General features: G+C 68.6%; 19 protein-coding genes. 12 read left to right on the top strand and 7 right to left on the bottom strand.

What is annotated here, in order from left to right; genetic code table 11:
• Position 1 precedes the first annotated feature (1 nt).
• Positions 2-1,063, top strand: coding sequence for a CDP-6-deoxy-delta-3,4-glucoseen reductase (locus FFS10_RS12785; protein ID WP_137894853.1), 1,062 nt, complete (start codon positions 2-4; stop codon positions 1,061-1,063).
• A 33-nt stretch (positions 1,064-1,096) separates the two neighbouring features.
• Here the strand turns inward: FFS10_RS12785 and FFS10_RS12790 are convergent, their stop codons facing one another.
• Positions 1,097-2,107 carry a TRAP transporter substrate-binding protein gene (locus tag FFS10_RS12790; RefSeq protein ID WP_137894854.1) on the bottom strand — a complete coding sequence of 337 codons (1,011 nt, stop codon included), beginning with the start codon at positions 2,105-2,107 and terminating at the stop codon, positions 1,097-1,099.
• Between the two features lie 172 nt (positions 2,108-2,279).
• Here FFS10_RS12790 and FFS10_RS12795 point away from each other — a divergent pair, with 172 nt between their 5' ends.
• Both FFS10_RS12795 and FFS10_RS12800 read left to right on the top strand, forming a co-directional pair.
• Positions 2,280-3,251 (top strand): Bug family tripartite tricarboxylate transporter substrate binding protein, encoded by a 972-nt coding sequence (locus FFS10_RS12795; RefSeq protein ID WP_137894855.1) that lies wholly within the window; start codon positions 2,280-2,282, stop codon positions 3,249-3,251.
• 13 nt (positions 3,252-3,264) lie between these two features.
• A complete protein-coding gene (locus FFS10_RS12800; RefSeq protein ID WP_249931279.1) occupies positions 3,265-4,023 on the top strand; it encodes an MgtC/SapB family protein in 759 nt (252 codons plus the stop codon).
• 193 nt (positions 4,024-4,216) lie between these two features.
• Here the strand turns inward: FFS10_RS12800 and FFS10_RS12805 are convergent, their stop codons facing one another.
• From FFS10_RS12805 to FFS10_RS12830, 6 genes are all read right to left on the bottom strand, one after another.
• The gene (locus FFS10_RS12805; RefSeq protein WP_137894856.1) at positions 4,217-4,933 is read right to left on the bottom strand and encodes an ABC transporter ATP-binding protein; all 717 of its coding nucleotides are present in this window, start codon (positions 4,931-4,933) and stop codon (positions 4,217-4,219) included.
• A 1-nt stretch (position 4,934) separates the two neighbouring features.
• On the bottom strand, positions 4,935-5,705 hold the full coding sequence (locus FFS10_RS12810) for an ABC transporter ATP-binding protein (protein ID WP_137894857.1): 771 nt from the start codon (positions 5,703-5,705) through the stop codon (positions 4,935-4,937).
• A gap of 10 nt (positions 5,706-5,715) precedes the next feature.
• The gene (locus FFS10_RS12815) at positions 5,716-6,792 is read right to left on the bottom strand and encodes an ABC transporter permease subunit (RefSeq protein WP_137894858.1); all 1,077 of its coding nucleotides are present in this window, start codon (positions 6,790-6,792) and stop codon (positions 5,716-5,718) included.
• An 18-nt stretch (positions 6,793-6,810) separates the two neighbouring features.
• Complete coding sequence (locus tag FFS10_RS12820) at positions 6,811-7,740, bottom strand: branched-chain amino acid ABC transporter permease (protein ID WP_137894859.1); 930 nt, start codon at positions 7,738-7,740, stop codon at positions 6,811-6,813.
• Between the two features lie 234 nt (positions 7,741-7,974).
• Positions 7,975-9,291 (bottom strand): replication-associated recombination protein A, encoded by a 1,317-nt coding sequence (locus FFS10_RS12825; RefSeq protein ID WP_137894860.1) that lies wholly within the window; start codon positions 9,289-9,291, stop codon positions 7,975-7,977.
• Positions 9,292-9,335: 44 nt separating this feature from the next.
• Positions 9,336-10,349: an AraC family transcriptional regulator gene (locus FFS10_RS12830; protein WP_137894861.1), complete on the bottom strand. Its 1,014-nt coding sequence runs from the start codon at positions 10,347-10,349 to the stop codon at positions 9,336-9,338.
• A gap of 278 nt (positions 10,350-10,627) precedes the next feature.
• Here FFS10_RS12830 and FFS10_RS23675 point away from each other — a divergent pair, with 278 nt between their 5' ends.
• From FFS10_RS23675 to FFS10_RS12870, 9 genes are all read left to right on the top strand, one after another.
• Complete coding sequence (locus FFS10_RS23675) at positions 10,628-10,759, top strand: hypothetical protein (protein WP_283957661.1); 132 nt, start codon at positions 10,628-10,630, stop codon at positions 10,757-10,759.
• Positions 10,760-10,770: 11 nt separating this feature from the next.
• A complete protein-coding gene (locus FFS10_RS12835; protein WP_137894862.1) occupies positions 10,771-11,613 on the top strand; it encodes a TauD/TfdA dioxygenase family protein in 843 nt (280 codons plus the stop codon).
• A 48-nt stretch (positions 11,614-11,661) separates the two neighbouring features.
• Complete coding sequence (locus FFS10_RS12840; protein WP_137894863.1) at positions 11,662-12,723, top strand: beta-keto acid cleavage family enzyme; 1,062 nt, start codon at positions 11,662-11,664, stop codon at positions 12,721-12,723.
• A 30-nt stretch (positions 12,724-12,753) separates the two neighbouring features.
• The gene (locus FFS10_RS12845; protein ID WP_137894864.1) at positions 12,754-13,746 is read left to right on the top strand and encodes a tripartite tricarboxylate transporter substrate binding protein; all 993 of its coding nucleotides are present in this window, start codon (positions 12,754-12,756) and stop codon (positions 13,744-13,746) included.
• A gap of 111 nt (positions 13,747-13,857) precedes the next feature.
• Positions 13,858-14,445: a YiiX/YebB-like N1pC/P60 family cysteine hydrolase gene (locus FFS10_RS12850; RefSeq protein ID WP_137894865.1), complete on the top strand. Its 588-nt coding sequence runs from the start codon at positions 13,858-13,860 to the stop codon at positions 14,443-14,445.
• Between the two features lie 6 nt (positions 14,446-14,451).
• Entirely contained in the window at positions 14,452-15,297 is an 846-nt protein-coding gene (locus tag FFS10_RS12855; protein ID WP_137894866.1) for an alpha/beta hydrolase, read from the top strand.
• A gap of 49 nt (positions 15,298-15,346) precedes the next feature.
• A complete protein-coding gene (locus tag FFS10_RS12860) occupies positions 15,347-15,691 on the top strand; it encodes a hypothetical protein (RefSeq protein ID WP_137894867.1) in 345 nt (114 codons plus the stop codon).
• Positions 15,692-15,703: 12 nt separating this feature from the next.
• Entirely contained in the window at positions 15,704-16,126 is a 423-nt protein-coding gene (locus FFS10_RS12865; RefSeq protein WP_137894868.1) for a VOC family protein, read from the top strand.
• Between the two features lie 81 nt (positions 16,127-16,207).
• On the top strand, positions 16,208-17,794 hold the full coding sequence (locus FFS10_RS12870) for a hypothetical protein (protein WP_137894869.1): 1,587 nt from the start codon (positions 16,208-16,210) through the stop codon (positions 17,792-17,794).
• Positions 17,795-17,803: the final 9 nt, after the last annotated feature.

The raw sequence follows: 17,803 nt of genomic DNA on the forward strand, positions 1-17,803 counted from the left end.
CATGAGCTTCAACATCAGCGTACAGCCCAGCGGCCGCAGCTTCACCACCGACCCCGACGAGGCCATCCTGGCCGCCGGCATACGCCAGGGCATAGGCCTGCCCTATGGCTGCAAGGACGGCGCCTGCGGCTCCTGCAAGTGCAAGAAGCTCGAGGGCAGCGTGGTGCATGGCCCGCACCAGAGCAAGGCCCTGTCGGCCGACGAGGAGGCCCAGGGCTATGTGCTGACCTGCTGCGCCGTGCCGACCAGCGACGTGGTGCTGGAGTCGCGCCAGGTCACCGACGAGAGCGCCTACCCGATCAAGAAGATGCCGGCCCGCGTCGCGGCGCTGGAGAAGAAGTCGGGCGACGTGATGCTGCTGCGGCTGCAGCTGCCGGCCAACGACGTGCTGCGCTACCACGCCGGCCAGTACATCGAGTTCATCCTGCGCGACGGCGCGCGCCGCAGCTACAGCATGGCCAACGCGCCTCACCTGCTGATGCAGCTGCCCGCCGGCGGCACCACGCCCGCGCCCTTCGTGGAGCTGCACATACGCCACATGCCCGGCGGCAAGTTCACCGACCATGTGTTCGGCGCCATGAAGGAAAAGGACATCCTGCGCGTCGAGGGGCCCTACGGCGGCTTCTACCTGCGCGAGGAGTCCGACAAGCCCATCGTCCTGCTGGCCTCGGGCACCGGCTTCGCGCCGATCAAGGCCATCATCGAGCACCTGCAGCAGCAGGGCAGCGCCCGACCCGCCTGGCTCTACTGGGGCGGCCGCCGCCCCGGCGACCTGTACATGGACGACTGGGTCCAGGCCAAGCTCGCCGAGATGCCCAACCTGCGCTACGTGCCGGTGGTCTCGGACGCGCTGCCGGAGGACGGCTGGCAGGGCCGCACCGGTTTCGTTCACCAGGCGGTGCTGCAGGACTTCCCCGACCTCTCGGGCCACCAGGTCTACGCCTGCGGCGCCCCCATCGTGGTCGACTCGGCCCACGCCGACTACGTGGCCCAGGCCGGCCTGCCGGCCGAGGAGTTCTACGCCGACGCCTTCACCTCGGAAGCAGACAAGCACGGCGCATAGCGCCGCACCCATGGCGCAGACCGCCCATCAGCCTCAGGACCCCGGGTTCAGCACCGCGTCGACCAGCTGCGCGCCGGCTTTCTGGCGCACGCTGTCGACCACCCCCTGGGTGGCGCGCCTCAGGTCGGCGCGGAAGGAGGGGCGCACCGGCTCGAGCACCATGCCGCGGTTCGCCAGCTCGACGATGGCGCCTATGTCCTCGGCCGCCGCCGCGATGCGCTGGGCATAGACCGCCTTGGCCGCGGCCTCGCGCACGATCTTCTGCTGTTCGGGCCGCAGGGCATCGAACTGCTTGCGGTTGGCCAGCAGCAGGATGAAGTCGAAGAAATGCGAGGTGTTGGCCAGGTATTTCTGGACCTTGTCCAGGTTGCGCTGCCTTATCACCGAGAACGGGTTCTCCTGGGCCTCCACGGCCCCGCTCTCCAGCGCGCCGTAGAGCTCCTTGACGTCGATCGCCACCGGCTGCGCGCCCAGCGCGCGGAAGGTCGCCATGTGGATCTCGTCGGGCTGCAGGCGCAGCTTCAGCCCCTGCAGGTCGGCCAGCGAACGGATAGGCCGCGGGCCGCTGGTCAGCTGGCGCGGCCCCAGTTCCATGAAGCCCAGCAGCACCAGCCCCTTGGCGGCAAGCTTGTCGGCCAGCAGGTGGCCGACCTTGCCGTCCACCACGCGGAAGGCCGCCTGGCGGTCGGCAAAGGCGAAGGGAATGCTCAGCGCGCTGAGCTCCGGGATGCCGGCCGACAGGTAGGCCGGGGGAATCCAGGTCATGAAGATGGCGCCGCCGCGCACCTGGTCGACGTTGTCCTTGGCGCTGCCCAGCTTCATCGCCGGGTACAACTCGAGCTGCAGCGCCCCGCCGCCCGCCTTCTCCACATCCTGCTTGAACTGCGCCATCGCCACGCTGCTGGAATGGTCGACCGGGAAATTGCCCGCCACGCGCAGCGGCTCGGCCTGGGCCGCGCCGCAGAACATCCCCCATGCCAGCGCCCAGCCCGACAGACGCCCCAGAACGCCCAGCCCGGGCCGCCGGAAACTGCACCCCTTCATCACGTCTCCTCCCGCTCGTGACAGAGCTTTAATTTTGTAAACAAAACTGACGCCGACAAATTAAACACCAACAATGACATATAGGCAAACAAGTTCGACGGAACGCCCCGATCAGGCCTGCCCTGCGCGTCCGTTGCGCGGCTGTCCAGGGTTTGCGCACACAATAGGCGCCATGAAACGCAGAACCCTTATCGCCTCCGCCGCTGCGGCCTCGGCCGCCCTCGCCTGCCCCCTGGTCGCCGCGCAGGCGCGGACCATACGCCTGATCGTGCCTTATGCCGCCGGCGGGCCGATCGACGTGACCGCGCGTGCACTGGCCGAGCGGGTCAGGGACACGCTGGGCACGGTGGTGATCGAGAACCGCCCCGGCGCGGGCGGCAACATCGGCGCCGACGCGGTCGCCAAGGCCGCGCCCGATGGGCTGACCATAGGCATCGCGGCCGTGGCCACGCACGCCATCAACCCCTGGCTGTTCGGCCGCATGCCCTACGACGCGGCGCGCGATTTCGCGCCCATCACGCAGATGCTGCGCGTGCCCAACGTGCTGGTGATGAACGCCGAGACCGCGCAGCGCCTGAAGATCCAGACCCTGGCCGACCTGATCGCCTACGCCAAGACCCACCCGGCGCAGCTCAATTACGGCTCGGGCGGCAACGGCAGCGCCGGCCACCTGGCCGGCGAGATGTTCAAGCGCGACGCCGGCATCTTCGCGCTGCACATCCCCTACAACGGCGGCAACCCGGCCCAGCTGGCCCTGCTGTCGGGCCAGGTCGACTTCAACTTCGACAACCTGGCCACCGCCGCGCCCAACATCCGAAGCGGCAAGCTCAAGGCCCTGGCCGTGACCACGGCACAGCGCAGCCCGGCCCTGCCCGAGGTGCCGGCCGTGGCCGAGACGCTCAAGGGCTTCGCCATCGACACCTGGTGGGGCCTGGTCGCGCCGGCCGCCACGCCCAAGGAGACGCTGGCGCGGCTGAACCAGGCCTTCGTCGCCGCCCTGCAGGCGCCCGAGACCCGCACCCGCTTCGCCGCCCTGCTGGCCGAGCCGGTGCCGACCACGCCCGAGCAGTTCGGCGCCTTCATGAAGAGCGAGCTCGCCAAGTACGAGAAGCTGGTCAAGGCCAGCGGGGCCCGCGTGGACTGAATCGGACGCCGCCATGGACGCCGCAATGAACCCGCTGTCACTCCCCGCGCTCATGGCCTACTGGTCGAACAGCGAGCTCGGCACCAATCTTGTGGTGTTCTTCAACGTGCTGGGGGCCTTGCTGCTGGGGCTGCTGGTCGGCTACGAGCGCTTCTACCACGGACGCGCAGCCGGTATGCGCACCTACGGACTGGTCTGCATGACCTCGTCGGCGCTCACCGTGGCGGCCGGCTATCCGGACTTCTGGTTCGGCGGCAGCGCCGCGGTGTCGGCGGCCGACCCGACCCGCGTGATCCAGGGCATCGTGACCGGCGTAGGCTTCCTGGGGGCCGGCATCATCATGAGGGTGGGGCTCAGCATCAGCGGCCTGACCACGGCCGCCTCGATCTGGGCAGCCTCGGGCATAGGCGTGCTGGTGGGGCTGGGCTTCTACTTCGCGGCCATCCTCGTGGCCTTGCTGTCGGCCGGCTGCATGACGGGCGTGTCGCGGCTGGAGCGGCTGCTGCCCTCACGCCATGCCGTCTCGGTCACCGTGAAATTCATGCCCGGCTTCGTGCCCGATCTCGGACGGCTGCGGCAGATGGCCCTGGGGCGCGGCTACGAGGTCGCCTCCGGCTCGTTCTCCATCCGCTACGCGGACGGCCAGCCGGAGTGGTGCTTCATCGCCGTCGCCCTGGGCCGCAACCGCGGCGCCTCGCTCACCGAGCTGAGCCAGGAGCTGAGCGTCCTCGAGGGGGTGCAGACCTACCAGCTCGAGCACGCGCGGAACTGAAGTCGCCCCCACGCTCGGCACTGCGTGTCCTCGCTGGGCTCGCGCAGCGTCCGTGCGCGAAGCTGTACAGCGTAGCGAGCCCATGCTGGGCCTGCGCTATGCACGTTCCGAGGCATCACGCTTCGGCCCGGCCCCGAGGGGGCCCAGACCGGCTTGGGGCGGCCCGGCGCCGGCCTGATCGCCCCCACGCTCTTCACTCGCCGAGGTAGGCGGCGCGCACCTTGGGGTCGCTCAGCATCTCCTTGCCCGCGCCGTTCATGGTGATCAGGCCCGAGTCCATGACGTAGCCGCGGTCGGCGATGGCCAGCGCGCGGCTGGCGTTCTGCTCGACCAGCAGGATGGTCACGCCCTGGGCGTAGACGTCTTTCACGACCTCGAAGATCTTGTCCACCATGATCGGCGACAGGCCCATCGAGGGTTCGTCCAGCAGCAGCACCTTGGGCCGGCTCATCAGCGCGCGGCCCATGGCCAGCATCTGCTGCTCGCCGCCCGACATCGTGCCTGCCAGCTGGTCCTTGCGCTCGCGCAGGCGCGGGAAGATGGTGAACACCTTCTCGATGTCGCTGGCGATGCCGGCCCGGTCCGAGCGGATGTAGGCGCCCATCTGCAGGTTCTCGGTAATGGTCATGCGCGTGAACACGCCGCGGCCTTCCGGCACCATGGCCAGGCCCTGCTTGACCAAGTCCCAGGGGCCCTGGCCCTTGATGCTTTTGCCCAGGTACTCGATGTCGCCCTCATGGATCGCCAGCGTGCCGGTGATGGCCTTCATGGTGGTGGTCTTGCCGGCGCCGTTGGAGCCGATCAGCGAGACCAGCTCGCCCTCGCGCACCTCGAAATCGACGCCCTTGACGGCCTGGATGCCGCCGTAGGCGACCTTCAGGCCCTTGACTTTCAGGAGTGTGTCTGCCATCTCAATGTCCTCCCGTGCCCAGGTAGGCCTCGATCACTTTTTCGTTCTTCTGCACGTCCGCCGGCGTGCCCTCGGCGATCTGCTTGCCGTAGTCGAGCACGGTGACGCGGTCGCACAGGCCCATCACCAGCTTGACGTCGTGCTCGATCAGCAAAATGGTGCGGTTGTCCTTGCGGATCTGGTCGATCAGCTGGCGCAGCAACACCTTCTCGGTGGCGTTCATGCCGGCGGCCGGCTCGTCCAGTGCGATCAGCTGCGGGTCGGTGGCCAGGGCGCGCGCGATCTCCAGGCGGCGCTGGTCGCCGTAGCTCAGGGTACGCGCCTTGTAGTCGGCGTACTTGCCTATGCCCACGTAGTCGAGCAGCTCGCGCGCGCGCTGGGCGATCGCGGCCTCCTCGGCCTTGAAGCCGGAAGTGCGGAAGATCGCGCCCAGCAGGCCCGAGCCGGTGCGGATGTGGCGCCCCACCATCACGTTCTCCAGTGCCGTCATCTCGGCGAACAGGCGGATGTTCTGGAAGGTGCGCGCGATGCCGGCCTTGGCCACCTCGTGCACGGCCGTGGGCTGGTAGGGTTTGCCGGCCAGCTCGAAGCTGCCGCTGTCGGGCGTGTACAGGCCGGTGATCACGTTGAAGAACGTGGTCTTGCCCGCGCCGTTGGGGCCGATCAGGCCATAGACCTGGCCGCGCTCGATGCTGATGCCCACGTCGCTCAGGGCCTGCAGGCCGCCGAAGCGCTTGGAGATGCCGGCCACTTTCAATACGGTGTCTGCCATGGTGCTCTCCTTACTTGACGGCGCGCAGGGCCTTGCCGTGCTCGGGCGAGGGCCACAGGCCGCGCGGTCGCATCAGCATCACGACGATCATGGCCAGCGCGATCAGCAGCTGGCGCAGGATGGCGGCGTCGAGCCGGCCGTCGGTCATGGCCTGCAGCGGGCCAGCCACGTAGCGCAGCACCTCGGGCAGGGCCGCCAGCAGCACGGCGCCCAGGATCACGCCCGGCAGGTGGCCGATGCCGCCCAGCACCACCATGGCGACGATCATCACCGACTCCATCAGGCTGAACGACTCGGGCGAGACGAAGCCCTGGAAGGCGCCGAACATCGAGCCCGAGACGCCGCCGAAGGTGGCGCCCATGCCGAAGGCCAGCAGCTTCATGTTGCGGGTGTTGATGCCCATGGCCTTGGCCGCGATCTCGTCCTCGCGGATCGCCATCCAGGCGCGGCCGATGCGCGAGACCTCCAGGCGGTGGCAGATCAGCACGCTGAGCAGCACCAGGGCCAGGAACAGGTAGTAGTAGAGCGTGACCGAGGCCAGCTCAAAGCCGCCCACGCTCAGCGGCTTGCCGAGGTTGAAGCCGAAGAACTTGATCGAGTCGATCTGGTTCAGGCCCTTGGGGCCGTTGGTGATGTTGACCGGGTGGTCCAGGTTGTTCAGGAACACGCGGATGATCTCGCCGAAGCCCAGCGTCACGATGGCCAGGTAGTCGCCGCGCAGCTTCAGCGTGGGCGCGCCCAGCAACACGCCGAAGAAACCGGCCAGGCCCGCGCCGAGCGGGATCACGATCCACAGCGGCGTGTGCAGGCCGTTGGGGAAGATGGCTGCGAAGGCGGCGAAGGTGTCCGACAGGTGCGGCGAGGCCATCAGTCCGAACATGTAGGCGCCGACGGCGAAGAAGGCGACGTAGCCCAGGTCCAGCAGGCCGGCGTAGCCGACCACGATGTTCAGGCCAAGGGCCAGCATCACATAGAGCAGGGCCACGTCGGCGATGCGCACCCAGGCGTTGCCGAAGCCCTGCAGCAGCAGCGGCAGGATCAGCAGGCCGGCGGCGGCCAGCAGCACGAAGGTCTTGTTCTGTTTCATGGTGTTCTCCCGCCGGCCTCAGGCACGGTCCGCCACGCGCTCGCCGAGCAGACCCGAGGGCCGCAGCGTGAGCACGATGATCAGCACGATGAAGGCGAAGATGTCGGCGTAGTGGCTGCCCAGCACGCCGCCCGTGAGCGCGCCGATGTAGCCCGAGCCGATCGACTCGATCAGCCCCAGCAGGATGCCGCCGACCACCGCGCCGGCCAGGTTGCCGATGCCGCCGAACACCGCGGCGGTGAAGGCCTTGAGGCCGGGCAGGAAGCCCATGGTGTGCTGCACCGTGCCGTAGTTGGACGCATACATGATGCCGGCGATGGTGGCCAGGATGGCGCCGATGATGAAGGTGGCCGAGATCACCATGTCGGGCTTGACGCCCATCAGGCCGGCCACGCGCGGGTTCTCGGCCGTGGCGCGCATGGCGCGCCCCAGCTTGGTGTAGTTGACCAGCCACATCAGCACCGCCAGCGAGACCGCGGTCATGCCCAGGATCATGATCTGGGTCGGCGTGATCACCGCGCCGGCGATGTCGAACGGCGTGCTCGGCAGCAGCGTGGGATAGGGCTTGTAGTTGGGCTTCCAGACGATCATGGCCAGCGTCTGCAGCAGGATGCTCATGCCGATGGCGGTGATCAGCGGCGCCAGCTTGGGGCTGTTGCGCAGCGGCCGGTAGGCCACCTTCTCGATCACGAAATTGAGCGCCGCCGCCACCGCGCAGGCGATGACCATGGCCAGGATCAGGATGACCCAGCCCGGCGCTCCCGGCATGGCCCCCTGCATCAGGCCGATGATGCTCCAGCTGGTCAGCGCGCCGACCATCAGGACTTCTCCGTGGGCAAAATTGATGAGGTTGATGATGCCGTACACCATCGTGTAGCCCAGCGCGACGAGGGCGTACATGCTGCCCAGGACCAGACCGTTGATGATCTGCTGTAGCAAGACTTCCATAACCTTGGTTCTCCGTGTTTGTGACCGGCTCGTGCCTGTTTCGCGCCATCGGTCGATGGCTGTAGCGATCCAGGCCTTGTGAGCTGAACAGCTACCTAGCAAAAAACCCGCCAGGGCACACACTTGGGCGGGTTTGAGCAGGCGATTGTAGCCAAGGGTCGGCCGCCTGAAAGCCAAGGAATGACAGGGGTTTACCCTGGAAACCGGACCTGCATCAGCGGGCTTGGGACTACATTAGGATTTCTGATTGTTCAGCCGCTTGAGTTCCTCGAGCTTATCGGCTATGCGGATTTCCAGGCCGCGCGGCACGGGCCGGTAGAAGCCCGGCGCGGCCATGCCCTCGGGCAGGTAGCGCTCGCCTGCGGCGAAACCACCTTCTTCGTCGTGCGCGTAGCGGTAGCCCTTGCCGTAATCGAGCTCCTTCATCAGTTTCGTCGGCGCATTGCGCAGGTGCATGGGCACCGGACGGGTGCCATCCTTCTTGACGAAGGCCTTGGCCTCGTTGAAGGCCTTGTAGACGGCGTTGGACTTGGGCGCCACGGCCAGGTAGACCACGCACTCGGCCAACGCCAGCTCGCCCTCGGGCGAGCCCAGGCGCTCGTAGACCTCGGCCGCATCCAGCGCCAGGCGCAGGGCGCGCGGGTCGGCCAGGCCGATGTCCTCGCTGGCCATGCGGATCAGGCGCCGCGCCATGTAGCGCGGATCGGCCCCGCCGTCGAGCATGCGCACGAACCAGTAGAGCGAGGCGTCGGGGTCGGAGCCGCGCACCGACTTGTGCAGGGCGCTGATGGTGTCGTAGAACTGCTCGCCGCCCTTGTCGTAGCGGCGCATGCGCTCGCCCAGCACCCTGAGCAGCCAGACGTCGGTGACCGGGTCCATGCGCTCGCGCGCCGCCGCCACGGCCAGGGTCTCCAGCGTGTTGAGCAGGCGCCGCGCGTCGCCGTCGGCGTAGGCGATCAGCCGCGCCAGCGCCGCCTCCTCCAGCGCCGGCAGCGCGCCTATGGCCTGGGCGCGCGCCACGATCTGGCGCAGGTCGTCCTCCGACAGCGGCTGCAGCACGTAGACGGCAGCGCGCGACAGCAGGGCCGAGTTGACCTCGAACGAGGGGTTCTCGGTGGTCGCGCCAATGAAGGTGAACAGGCCGCTTTCCACATGCGGCAGGAAGGCGTCCTGCTGGCTCTTGTTGAAACGGTGCACCTCGTCGACGAAGACGATGGTGCGCTGCGCGTGCAGGCCGCTGCGCGCCGCCTCGGCGCGCTCCACCGCCTCGCGGATGTCCTTGACGCCGCCCAGCACCGCGCTGATGGCGATGAACTGGGCGTCGAAGGCGTCGGCCATCAGGCGCGCGATGGTGGTCTTGCCCGTGCCGGGCGGCCCCCAGAGGATGCAGCTGTGCGGTCGGCCCGACTCGAAGGCGATGCGCAGCGCCATGCCCTCGCCCAGCAGGTGCTGCTGGCCTATGACCTCGCTCAAGCGTCGCGGGCGCAGGCGCTCGGCCAGGGGCTGGTGCAGCGAGTCAGGGACGGCGGAGTCTTGACGGGAGGCATTCATGGCCCCCCGATTGTCCCTCGGACTGCCCCTCGCACGATTGCCCCTCAGCCTGCGCGACGCTCCAGGGCCTCGCGCCGCCAGCGCGTGGGCGACACGCCGAACTGGGCGCTGAACCAGCGCGAGAACGCGCTCACCTCGGAAAAGCCCAGCAAGCCCGCCACCTGAGAGACCGAGCACGATGGCTTGCCCAGGTGTCGCAGCGCCAGTTCGGCGCGCACCTCGTTGACCAGGGACGAGTAGCTCTCGCCGGCCTGCTCCAGATGGCGCTGCAGCGAGCGCGCGCTCAGGCCCAGGTTCTGGCCCACCAGTTCGACCGCATGGCGTCCGCTGGGCAGCAGGGCGTGGAGCGTACGCCGCACGTCGTCCGCAATCGCGTCCTGCCGCGGGCGCGGCTGCATGTCGAGGTAGTCCCTGGCATAGGCTGCCAGGCGTACATCGGCCAGGGGGTTCGGCCGGTCCATGTCCTGGCGCGAGAGCACGATGCCATCGAGCTCGCTGTTGAATTCCAGCCTTGGCCCGAACACGCGCCGGTGCAGTTGGACGCTGGCCGGCGCCGGATGGGAGAAATGCACGCTGCGCGGCATCCACTGTGCGCCCAGGACCACCCGGAACAGACAGAGCGCAGCGCCCACCGCGAGCTCTACGACCTGCCGGCCCGGATCGGGCCGGCCCGTGACCAGCATCACGCGCGCCACGCAGACGTCGGCAATGTCGGCCACATCCACCGCCACCGAGTCGCTCAGCAAATGGCGGTAATGCGCCAGGTCCGACAGCACGTGGCGCAGGCTGGGCTGGTGCTGCAGCAGCAGGCTGACCGCGCCAAAGTCCGACAGCCGCCAGGACTCGGCCACCAGCAGCCCCGGCGAGTGAAAGTCCGAGGATTTCGCCGCGACCTCCAGCACCTCGGCCAGGCGAACCTCGGGGATGCGCAGGTCCGGCGTGTAGAGGCAGGTGCGGTCCAGTCCGACATGGCGGACCATCTGCACCGGGTCGATGCCGGCCGCCCGGGCGATCTCGGAAAACTTGGTCAGGGACGCGCTGCGAACCAGGGTGGTCATATGCTTGCCGAGAGAGTCGGGCCTTCGATCAACGATGCAGCGCGACCCGGGTCAACGCCGTCTCCACATCCCATTTTCCTGCGCCTCGGCGCCTGCTGGCGCCAGTCGGTCCCGGGGCCGCCCTGGGCCGCCCTCGATGACGGTCTTTGCGGCCGCTGTCGCAAGCCGTCAACTCCTGGCACGCCGGGTCAAGCAAGGGCCGAAGCGGTGCCACAGAATGCCTCCGACACGGCCCTAGCCGGATGGCTGCAGGGAAATGATAACCACAGGAGACGAGCTTGGCCAACGCCATTCGCTTTCACCACACGGGCGGCCCGCAGGAGCCGACCTGGGAACCGCTCGCCGCGGCGCGGGCCCATCGGGACCTGGAGGCTCGCAAGACCACAGCTTCCTCCATTTTCATGATCTGAAGGAGACCCCCATGCGAGTCGAACAACTGACCTGTTCCATAGGTGCCGAACTTTCCGGCGTCCATCTGGGCGACGCTGCGCGCGACGACGCGCTGTTCGCGGAAATCAAGGCGCTGCTGCTCAAGCACAAGGTGCTGTTCCTGCGCGACCAGGACATCAGCCGCGCCGAGCATGCGGCCTTCGCGCGTCGCTTCGGCGAGCTCGAGGACCACCCGGTGGCCGGCAGCGACCCCGAGCACCCGGGCCTGGTGCGGATCTACCGCAGCGACAAGCGCGAGAACTACGAGAACAACTACCACACCGATGGCCTGTGGCGCGAGACCCCGTCCATGGGTTGCGTGCTGCGCTCCATCGAGTGCCCGCCGGTGGGCGGCGACACCATCTGGGTCAACATGGCCCTGGCCTACAAGAACCTGCCCGAGGACATCAAGACCCGCATCGCCGGCCTGCGCGCCAAGAGCGGCATCGAGCATTCCTTCGGGGCCGTCATGAGCCCCGAGAACCGCGCCAAGCTGGCGGCCCAGTACCCGATGGTCGAGCACCCGGTGGTGCGCACCCATCCGGAAACGGGCGAGAAGCTGCTCTACGTCTGCAGCTTCACGACGCACTTCGTCAACTTCCACACGCCGGAGAACGTGCGCTACGGACAGGACAAGACCCCAGGCGCCAGCCACCTGCTGAACTACCTGATCAGCCAGGCGGCCATTCCCGAGTACCAGGTGCGCTTTCGCTGGCGCCCCAACAGCGTGGCGATCTGGGACAACCGCAGCACCCAGCACTACGCCGTGATGGATTACTGGCCCGCCCCGCGCAAGATGGAGCGCGCCGCCATCGTCGGCGACAGGCCCTATTGAGCCCTGCCGCCTCCCCTCCCCCCGAACACTTTCCACGAGGACTCCATCATGCATTTCCTTGACGACTCCCTCCTGCCCGAGAACCAGCAGAAACTGGTGATCCAGGTCGCCCCGTACGGTCCGCAATACCTGCCCGGCGACGCCGACGACATCGCCGTGACCATGGACGAGCAGGTCCAGCTGGCCATGGACTGCTACAACGCCGGCGCCACGGTGCTGCACGTGCACGTGCGCGAAGCCAACGGCAAGGGCTCCAAGCGCCTGTCCATGTTCGACGAGCTGCTGGCCCGCCTGCGCGACGCCGTGCCCAAGATGATCCTGCAGGTCGGTGGCTCGATCTCGTTCGCGCCGGAGTCGGATGGCGCGGCAGCCAAGTGGCTCAACGACGACACGCGCCACATGCTGGCCGAGCTCAACCCCAGGCCCGATCAGGTGACGATCGCCGTCAACACCAATCAGATGAACGTGATGGAGCTCAAGACCCCGGAGGACCTGGCCGGCACCTCCCGGGCCAACCCGGTGCTGTACGAGGCCTTCCGCGAGATGTACATCCCCTCTGGCCCCGGCTTCGTGGAGGAGCACCTCGAGCGCCTGCAGGCCGCGAAGATCCAGCCGCACTTCATGCTGGGCGACGTGGGGCAGCTGGAGACCGTGGAGCGCATGATCCGCCGTGGCAAGTACACCGGCCCGCTGATCCTCAACTGGGTGGGCATTGCCGGCGGCATGGACGGCCCGAATCCGCGCAACATGATGGAGTTCGTCAACCGTGTGCCCGACGGCGCCGTGCTGACCATCGAAAGCCTGGATCGCCACGTGCTGCCGCTCAACACCATGGCCATCGCCATGGGCCTGCATGTGCGCGTGGGCATCGAGGACACGCTGTGGGGCCGCAAGGGCGAGCGCATCTCCTCGGTCAAGCAGGTCGAGCAGGTGGTACGCGTCTCGCGCGAGCTCTACCGCGAGGTGGCCACGGCCGACGAGGCCCGCGCCATCTACCGCATCGGCGAGCACTACGACAGCGTGGAAGAGACGCTGGCCAGGAACGGCTTCCCGCCCGCGCGCCAGCCGGGCCAGCGCGGCTTCACCTTGCACGCCGTGCAAGCGGCCTGAACGCAGCCTACAAGTTACAGGAGACACACCATGAAACGCCTTTGGCATGTTTCGCGCCGTGGCATGAGCGGCTTGCTGGCATCGGCCGCCCTGTCGCTGCTTTCACCGTCCGCCATGGCCCAGGAATGGCCGAGCAAGCCGGTCCGCATCGTCGTGGGAGGCCCGGCCGGCGGCACGGCCGACGCCCTGGCCCGGCTGCTGGCCGAAGGGCTGGGACCGGCGCTGGGAAAGCCGGTGATCGTCGAAGCCAAGCCCGGCGCTGCCGGGGCCATCGCCGTCAACGACCTGCTGTCCTCGCCCCATGACGGGCACACCCTGCTGCTGATCCAGGGCGGCATCGTTTCCGAAACCCCGCTGGCGATCAAGACCGCCTACGAGCCCTTCAAGGACCTCAAGCCGCTGGCCCAGGTCACGCGCCAGGGCCTGGTGCTGGTGGGGAACACGAGTTTCCCGGCGAAGAACCTCCGCGAGCTGATCGCGCATGTCAAGGCCAATCCGGGCAAGGTGAGCTACGCCTCCTACGCCGCCGGCATGCGCGGCCACACCACCGGGCTGCAGTTCAACAAGCTCGCCGGCCTGGACATGACCCACGTCGGCTACAAAGGCTCGCCCCCGGCCCTGCAGGACGTGATGGGCGGCCACGTGCCGCTGATGGTCGACGGCACGGCGACCTCGCTGCCCCTGATCAAGGCCGGCAAGATCAAGGCCTACGCCGTCAATTTCCCGACCCGCATCTCGGACCTGCCCGATGTGCCTACCTTCGCCGAGCTGGGTTTTCCCGAGATCAGCGAGGTCGGCTGGATGGGCCTGTGGTCCACGCCGGACCTGCCTGCCGCGGTGCAGGCGAGAATCCGCCAGGCCACGCTGCAGCAATTGCAACAGCCCAAGGTGCAGGAGCGGATCAAGGCCATGGGTATGGAGGTTGGCCAGGCGCTCAGCAGCGAGGAACTCGCCAGGGACCTGCGCGGCGCCCACGCAAGGCAAGGCGAGCTGCTGCGTTCGATCAACTTCAAGCCGGAATGATGGGGGGCGGGCCGGTGGCGGCGCGCCGCGGCGCCCCGGCGAACGCCGTACGGCTTGCATGCCCCGCTTCGCAAAGCTAGGATGCACATCACCTGACAGGGAGGGGCGAACATGGCGGCGCACATCGAAAGCAAGGACGTCAAGACCCTGCCCGTCCTCCCCTACCCCGAGGTCCGCGCCCAGCTGAAGTCCGGCGACCTGTTCTTCGCCTCGGGCGATTACCTGTTGTCCAAGGCCATACAGAAGGTCACCGGCAGTCCCTGGAGCCATGTGGGCATCGTGTTTCGCCTAGCCACCATCGATCGCGTGCTGCTGCTGGAAAGCGTCGAGGATTCGGGCGTGCGCTTCGCCCCCTTGTCGAAATACCTGCACGACTACGAAGACGGCCGGCCCTACAAGGGCCGGGCCGTGCTGGCGCGCTGCAAGGACGTGACCGCGGCCACGGTCACCGGCCTGTCCACCTTTGGCATCGACGAACTGACCCAGCCCTACGACAAGGACGAGGTGGCCAAGATCCTGGCGCGCATCACGCTCGGCCTGGGCCGCAAGGAACGGGACCGCGAGTACATCTGCTCCGAACTGGTCTACGAGTGCTTTTCGCGCGCGGGCAAGGAGTTTGCCTACAACCCCAAAGGCTTTGTCAGCCCCGAGGATGTCTGGGTCGACGACAAGCTGTCGCTGGTGGGGCGGATTCTCTAGCGCTGCATGAACATCCTGCTGAAATGGCTGACCGCAGGCGGCGCGGCCTATGCGGCGCTGCTGGGCCTGGTATTCCTGCTGCAGGCGCACCTGCTCTACTTTCCCGGGGTGGGCCGGCAGGTGCAGCAAACGCCCAAGGACCTGGGGCTCGACTACGAGACCCTGTGGCTGACCACGGAAGACGGGGTGCGCATCGAGGCCTGGTACGTGCCCGCACCGGGCGCGCGCGGGGTGGCGCTGCTGGCCCACGGCAACGCCGGCAACCTCTCGCACCGGGTCGGCTATGCACCCCTGTTCCACCGGCTCGGCTACGCGCTGCTGCTGTTCGAATACCGCGGTTACGGCCGCAGCGAGGGCCAACCGAGTGAGGCGGGCACCTACGCCGACGCCCGTGCCGCCTGGCACCACCTGGTCGCGCAGCGCGGCGTGGCGCCCGAGCGCATCGTGCTGGTGGGCGAGTCGCTGGGCGGCGCGGTGGTCGCGCGGCTCGCCGCGGCCGAGCGGCCCGGGGCCCTGGTGCTGGCCTCGAGCTTCGTCTCGGTGCCCGAGCTAGCGGCGGAACTCTATCCCTGGCTGCCGGCGCGCTGGCTGGCGCGCTACCACTACGACACCCTGGAAGCGGTGAGTCGCTTGGCCTGCCCGGTGTTCATCGCCCACAGCCGCCAGGACGAGATCGTGCCGTTTCGCCACGGCCAGCGGCTGTTCGCGGCCGCCAGCGAACCGAAGGTATTCCTGGAGATGGCGGGCGGCCACAACGAGGGCCTTCTGTTCACGCACGAGGCCTGGGGCCAGACCCTGGGGCACTTCCTCGAGCAGCATCTACCCAGGGATGCAATGCGGTCGACGCAGTGACCTGCCCGGCCTTATGCTGCGTCCTGTTCCCTGTTGGACGGAGCCCGCGATGCCCGAGCAACTCAGCAAGTACCCCGAGCTGACCCTGAAAGTGCTGCGCAGCGCGGGCGCCCGCTGCGCCGAGGGTGCGCCACAGGCCATCCTGGGCCGCTGCCCCGCTGACCGCTTCTGCCAGCTGCCGGGCGGCGAGATCTGCGTCTATGGGCTGGACCAGGCGGCCGCGATGTCCCAGATCACGCCGGCCGACTGGGGCCGCCTGCTGCCCACCCTGGCGCAGCCGGCGCCGCCCGCGTCCCAGGGCCTCTCCGCCAGCCCCCTGCTGACCGGTGGCGCGGGCCTGCTGCTGGGCGTAGCATTGGGCCTCGTCCTGGCGCGCTGGCGGCGCCGGCGCTAGGAGGCCCCGCACATGAAAGCCCGCATCTCGCTCGTCACCCTGGCCGTAGCCGACCTGGAGCGTTCGCTGCTTTTCTACCGCGACGGCCTGGGCCTGCAGACCGAGGGCATCGTCGGCCAGGAATTCGAGCATGGCGCCGTGGCCTTCTTCGAGCTGCAGGGCGGCCTCAAGCTCGCGCTCTGGCCGCGCCGCAGCCTGGCGCACGACACCGGCCTGGCGCCCGGCGGCTCCAGTGCCATCGAGTTCAGCCTGGGCCACAACGTGGCGTCCAGGGCCGAGGTCGACTCGGTCATGGCCCAGGCAGCGCGGGCCGGTGCAGTGATCGTCAAACCCGCGGGCGAGACCTTCTGGGGCGGCTACGCCGGCTACTTCCAGGACCCGGACCAGCACCTGTGGGAGGTTGCCTGGAACCCGCAGTGGACGCCGGAGGATTGAAGGCAGGGCGCAGGACGGGCGCTTGACGTTTAGCGCCAGGCGACTTATGAATCCGTCTGGCCGGTCAACAAGGAGAACGATATGAGCCGCTTCGCAATGCCATCTCGCGCCCGTCGGCCGGCGGGCCATGCGGGGATAGACACCGGACTGGGCGGCGCGGTGCTGGCGGCCCTGCTGGTCTCGGCGCCGCCCGCCTTCGCGGCGACAGACTACGAGGTCTGGGTCAGCGATCAGGCCAACACCCAGGGCTTCTCTGCCGCTGCGCCCACCGGCACCCACGGCGGAAGGCTCTGGATCCACGACGGCGCCAACCTCGAACGGACGCCGCCCGTGGACAAGCCCATGACGCTGGATGCCAGCAAGGACCTGTTCCCCACCGCCGATGTCAGCACGGGCGCTCATGTCGCGCGCCTGCACGGCATCATGCCGAGCCCGGACCACCGCTTCATGGCGCTCAACTTCGTCGCCTCGGGCCACCTGGGCATCGTGGACGGCCGGACCAAGCGGCCGCTGTGCCTGTTTCGCGCCACCGGCAGCAGCACCGGCCGGCAGAACCACATGAGCATCTGGGCGCCTAGCGGCCGCAGCCTGCTGGTGGCCAACCAGAACGGCCGCCTGCTCGAGCGCGTCGACGTCAAGCGCGGCGACGACGGCGCGGTCACGGGCTTCGACTTCAACGCGGCGGCCAGCCTGGACCTGGTGGGCGGCGCCGGACGCATCGTCGCGCAGCCGGTGGCGGCGGACATGGACGGCGGCGACGGCATCGCCTGCACCGTGAGCGGCACCGTGGCCGATGGCCAGCCCACGACCACGCCGACCGGCGCGCCCAAGCAGGCCGCGGGCCTGCGCCCCGCCAATACCCTGATCTGCCCCATCCCCTCCAGCAGCGACCAGCATGCCTTCGCGACGCTGGGCGGCGGCGGCATGTTCGTGGTCGACATGCGCAGCACGCCCATGACCATCGTGGCCGAATACGACACCAGGCTGGTCCGGGCGGCGGGCTGCGGCGGCGTCGAGGCGGCGGGCTTCATGCACCTGAACACCGGAACGCCGGCAGCCAACGTCTCCGAATTCACGCTCTACCGCTTCCCGCTGGCCTACCCCTCGGCGCCCTCGTTCAACCCGGCCAACAGCCCGGCCCCCGTCGCGGTCTGGGCCGACCCCGACAACGGCAAGCAGGCCGGCGCCGCCCTGCCGGCGGGCGGCAACCGCGACGCCCACGGCCTGGTGCTGGCGCGCGACCCCAGGTCGGGCGCGCCGCGCTACCTGCACCAGATGGACCGGATCCGCAACAACGTCGAGGTGTTCCGGCTCGCCCCGCCCTGGAACGACCTGGCCGGCAGTCACGCGGGCAGCTACAGCCTGAGCGGCAGCGGCGCCTGCGGCGCCACCGCCGGCGCTGCCCGCAGCGACGACCCGACCCCGGACCTGGGCGACTTCTCGGTGGGCCGTGTGCCGCGCATCTACGTTGCCCTGCGCGGCCCGGCCCCTCTCACCGTGAGCCATGCCGCCGACGGCAGCTGCCCTGGCCTGGGCATCGTCACGCTGTCAAGCGACCTCAAGAGCGGCAAGCTCAGCCATGTGCTGCCCACGACGGTGCTGGGCACCGACGGCACGAAGAACCTCAGCGACCCGCACGCGGTCGTGGTACGGCGCAAGGCCAGGTGAGTCAAGCCA

The sequence above is a fragment of the Ramlibacter sp. 2FC genome (genome assembly GCF_005503345.1).
In the GTDB taxonomy this organism is placed as follows: domain Bacteria; phylum Pseudomonadota; class Gammaproteobacteria; order Burkholderiales; family Burkholderiaceae_C; genus SCMQ01.